The organism is Roseibium sp. (genome assembly GCF_050301095.1).
Lineage (GTDB): Bacteria > Pseudomonadota > Alphaproteobacteria > Rhizobiales > Stappiaceae > Roseibium.
This window is the reverse complement of the sequence record NZ_JBNKYW010000086.1, coordinates 1-3,991: the sequence shown is the minus strand read 5'-3', so window position 1 is coordinate 3,991 and position 3,991 is coordinate 1. Positions and strand designations below refer to the sequence as shown.

Here is a 3,991-nt window from a genome sequence, read left to right as displayed (position 1 = left end):
CATCTGCCTGGTCCGGTCGATCTTGACCACATTGTCGGACAGGTGATCGTCGGTGACTTCCGGAAGATATTTTTCCGGATGCATTTCAAGCTGTTCCAGGAAAATACCGTCCCTGGTGATCTTGCCGACCGCCTGACGGTCGGCGGAGCAGGAAACGGCAAGGCCGATCGGCAACGACGCACCGTGGCGCGGCAGGCGGATGACACGCACATCGTGGCAGAAGTATTTGCCGCCGAACTGGGCGCCGACACCGGTTGCCTGGGTCAGCTTGTGAATTTCGGCTTCCATCTCCAGGTCGCGGAAGGCATGCCCGGATTCGGAACCTTCGCTCGGCAACCCGTCGAGGTAGCGTGCGGAGGCGAGCTTGGCGGTCTTCAGGTTCATTTCCGCCGATGTGCCGCCGATGACGATCGCAAGGTGATAGGGCGGGCAGGCGGCCGTTCCGAGCGTCAGGATCTTTTCCTTCAGGAACTCGATCATGCGGTCGTGGGTCAGCAGTGACGGCGTTCCCTGGAACAGGAAGGTCTTGTTGGCCGATCCGCCGCCCTTGGCCATGAACAGAAATTTGTAGGCGTCTTCACCTTCCGCGTAGAGCTCGATCTGCGCCGGCATGTTGTTCTTGGTGTTCTTTTCCTCGAACATGGAGATCGGCGCGAGCTGGGAATAGCGCAGGTTCTTCTTGTAGTAGGCATCGCGCGCGCCCTCACCAAGGGCGGCTTCATCGGTGCCGTTGGTCCACACGCGGCGACCCTTCTTGCCCATGATGATCGCTGTGCCCGTGTCCTGGCACATGGGCAGCACGCCGTGAGAGGAGATGTTGGCGTTCTTCAGAAGGTCAAAGGCAACGAACTTGTCGTTTTCGGTCGCTTCCGGATCGTCGAGGATTTTCTTCAACTGCTCCAGGTGGCCGGGGCGCAGGAAGTGGTTGATGTCCTTGAAGGCTTCCTCGGCAAGCAGGCGCAGGCCTTCCGGTTCCACCACCAGCACCTCTTCGCCGTTGAACTCGGCGGTTTTGACATGGTCGGAAGTCAGCTTGCGGTATGGCGTCTTGTCTTCTCCTTGCGGGAAAAGTGCGCTGTGATGGTAGTCGGGAGGCGTGAGCGGAGCGTTCATAAGACGGCTTTCCTGATCTGGCTGCCACCGGCATTCGAACAGTCCGGGGCGCTGGAACGATGAGTGCTGTTCTCATACGGCAAAAAGGCCGCACACGCCAAGTGCTAGAACAGCCTGCGTCCACTCGGACGCAGGCTGTTCGTCCATTTTGGGTCGATCAATTTTGACCTCCAATCAAAATTGATTGGAGTCCATTGATCTCGCCTATCATTTGGTCTCGGTCTCGTGGATACGAAGTCTATCTGGATGCGGTCAGGTCCAGGGTCACGGTAACAAGGTCGCCGACCGTATCCGCACCGACGCCGGCCCCGAGTTGATAGTCGAACCGCTTGATCTTTGCTGTCCCCTTCGCGGTCGCCGTGTCGCCGTCGACGTCCAGCGTAAAATCCAGGTCAACCGGTTGCGAAATGCCCTTGATCGTCAGGGTGCCTTCCGCGCGGTAGCTGTTTCCTTCCACGAGCGAAATGCTCTCGGAAGAGAATGTCGCGGCCGGAAATCCTTCCGCATTGAACCAATCGGAACCGGGCAGGGTGCTGTCGAACTGCGGGTTGCCGGTGGAGGCGCTTTCGGGACTGATCTCGGCCGAGATCCTGGCGGTTTCCGGTGCTTCAGGGTCGAAATCTATGTCAGCGCTCCAGGAGCCGAAGAAACCCGTCAGCGTGCCGTCGCCCTGCTTGACCTCGAAACCCAGTGTGCTCTTGCCGGGATCGACAGTCCAGTTGGCCGCAAATGCCGGTGCAGAAAATGCTGAAATGGATAGCAGGGCTGCGGCATACGTAAATCTTTTCAGTGACATTCGATAGTTTCCTGAAGTCCATTCTCAAATGGAGGCTCTTGCCGATGAGGTCGAAAGCATGCGTTTCAGCGTGTTGTCCCGAGCGATGTAGTGGTGCTTGAGGGCGGCTGCAATATGGGCAACGGTCAGGGCGATCATCAGATAGGCCCCGTATGCGTGCAGCATCTTGAAGAGACTTTCAGCCTGCGCCTTGTCACCTAGGATCTCCGGCAGCGGCAGGTGCGGGACATGCAGGACATTGAACACAATCGTCGGAATGCCCCAGGGCGAGGCAGACACCATGAACCAGCCGGTCAGAGGCAGAAGGAAGAGCAGTCCGTATAGTCCGGCGTGGCCGAGATGCGCGGCCGTCCTTTCTAGCGGCGTCATGCTTTCCGGAAGTCTGGGAGACGGATTGACGGCTCGCCAGACCAGACGGAGCACCGCAAGCGCCAGCACGACAAAGCCGATGGACTTGTGAAGCTGGTAGAGCTGAAACGTTGCGGGATCGGTCTGGGGCAGGCTTTGCATGTAGAGGCCAAGGGCAAGCATGCCGACGATCAGCAGCGCCATCGTCCAGTGAAAGAAGATGGCGACGCGTCCGTATCCGGATGAAGTGTTGCGCAGCATGTCAGCTTCCTTGAATGGGGACGGAGACCGTTGAACCGGTCTCCGTCCGTGATCAGTTGGTGGCGTCGGTTTTCAATGTTTCGGCGTGGAATGTGACGGTGACTTCGTCGCCGACGTAGGGCACATACATGTCCATGCCGTAGTCGGAGCGCTTGACGACACCCGTGACGGCAAATCCGGCTGCTTCCTTCTTTGCCATCGGGTGTTCGCCGAGGGCGGTCACGTCAACTGTCAGCGTCACCGGCTTGGTTATGTCCTTGATGGTGAGATCGCCGGTCACTGCGAGCTGGTTTTCGGAAGTCTGCTCAACCTTGGTGCTCTTGAAGGTTGCCGTCGGGAACTTCTCTGCATCGAAGAAATCGGCACTCAGGAAATGGGCGTTCCGGTCGGCAAAGAACGTGTCGAGGCTTTTGACGTCGATCGTGAATTCGATTGAGGAATTCGACGGCATGTCCTTGTCGATCAGCAGCGATCCGTCCCAGTTGGCAAAACGGCCTTCGGTCGTGGAAAAGCCGAGGTGATTGTAGGAGAAGGACAGGTTGGCGTGGGATTTGTCGAAATCATAGGCGACGGGTTCTGCAAAGGCGGTGCCGGAAAGCAGGGAAAGGGCGAGTGCGGACGCTGCAATACGGATCATATGGTTACCTCTCGTGGGTGTTTCTGGAGCGTTCGCGCAAGAACGCCGTCGCCACTAGATAGGTGAAATTGACAGGAGTGCCATTTGACTGTCCGTTCGCGGAGGTTGAACAATGCGGCCACAAAAATGTCGCCGTGAGCTCGTAGCCGCGGCTCATTTCGCTTGGTGAAAAACAGCAAGCCGCCAGCTTAAGGATCTGATATGGGTCTCAAAACAAATAAACTTTCAGATTGTCATTATTCCATCACCTGATTCAGGCACCCCTTTGAAGGCTTCCCTTCAACAGGGCTTGCAGCCCGAAAAACTCCCGCTGACAGCACGGGGACGAGAGGAGGATCGAACGTGAAGCAAGCAGTCATTGTGTGTCACCGGGGCGCCTGCCTGGCAGCGCCGGAAAACACGTTCGCCTCCCTTGAAAAGGCAATTGACCTCGGTGCGGAGGTTGTTGAATTCGACGTAAGGCCTTGTCGGGATGGCGTGCTCTACGTGATGCACGATGCCACGCTGGAGCGGACGACCAATGGGCGGGGACGGATTGCCGACCTGTCTTCGGCAGACGTCGACAATCTCGATGCCGGATCCTGGTTCGGGCCGGAGTTTGCCGGCGAACGTGTGCCGCGCCTCGATGCGTTTCTGGACGCCTGCCGGGGAAGGATTGCCACATACGTTGAAATCAAGGAAGGCGATCCTGTCGAGATCCGGGACATGCTGGCCGTGCGGGGTATGCTGAACGATGCCTGGACCTTCTCGTTCGATCAGGCGATCCGGGCCGAGGCCCGGGCCAAGGTACCTGACCTGAGGCGCATGGTGCTTTATGCCCATGTCGGTTCGGTGGA

The 3,991-nt window shown here is 58.1% G+C and carries 5 protein-coding genes; 1 reads left to right on the top strand and 4 read right to left on the bottom strand.

The window, feature by feature from the left end; all coding sequences use genetic code 11:
• The 4 genes from ACQY7U_RS07770 to ACQY7U_RS07755 all read right to left on the bottom strand — a co-directional run.
• A partial coding sequence (locus tag ACQY7U_RS07770; protein ID WP_428643303.1) for a fumarate hydratase occupies positions 1–1,113 on the bottom strand: 1,113 nt, incomplete at its 3' end.
• Positions 1,114–1,351: 238 nt separating this feature from the next.
• Entirely contained in the window at positions 1,352–1,909 is a 558-nt protein-coding gene (locus ACQY7U_RS07765) for a YceI family protein (RefSeq protein WP_428643302.1), read from the bottom strand.
• A 24-nt stretch (positions 1,910–1,933) separates the two neighbouring features.
• Positions 1,934–2,518: a cytochrome b gene (locus ACQY7U_RS07760; RefSeq protein WP_428643300.1), complete on the bottom strand. Its 585-nt coding sequence runs from the start codon at positions 2,516–2,518 to the stop codon at positions 1,934–1,936.
• A gap of 52 nt (positions 2,519–2,570) precedes the next feature.
• A complete protein-coding gene (locus tag ACQY7U_RS07755; protein WP_428643298.1) occupies positions 2,571–3,155 on the bottom strand; it encodes a YceI family protein in 585 nt (194 codons plus the stop codon).
• A 342-nt stretch (positions 3,156–3,497) separates the two neighbouring features.
• On the opposite strand from ACQY7U_RS07755, the gene ACQY7U_RS07750 reads away from it, so the two are divergent.
• Positions 3,498–3,991: glycerophosphodiester phosphodiesterase family protein (locus ACQY7U_RS07750; protein ID WP_428643297.1), on the top strand; the 494-nt coding region annotated here is incomplete at its 3' end.

What these genes read in the sequence shown, in the direction of transcription:
- ACQY7U_RS07760 (WP_428643300.1), bottom strand. Translation starts at nt 2,518, where the DNA reads ATGCTGCGCAACACTTCATCCGGATACGGACGCGTCGCCATCTTCTTT.
- ACQY7U_RS07755 (WP_428643298.1), bottom strand. Translation starts at nt 3,155, where the DNA reads ATGATCCGTATTGCAGCGTCCGCACTCGCCCTTTCCCTGCTTTCCGGC.
- ACQY7U_RS07765 (WP_428643302.1), bottom strand. Translation starts at nt 1,909, where the DNA reads ATGTCACTGAAAAGATTTACGTATGCCGCAGCCCTGCTATCCATTTCA.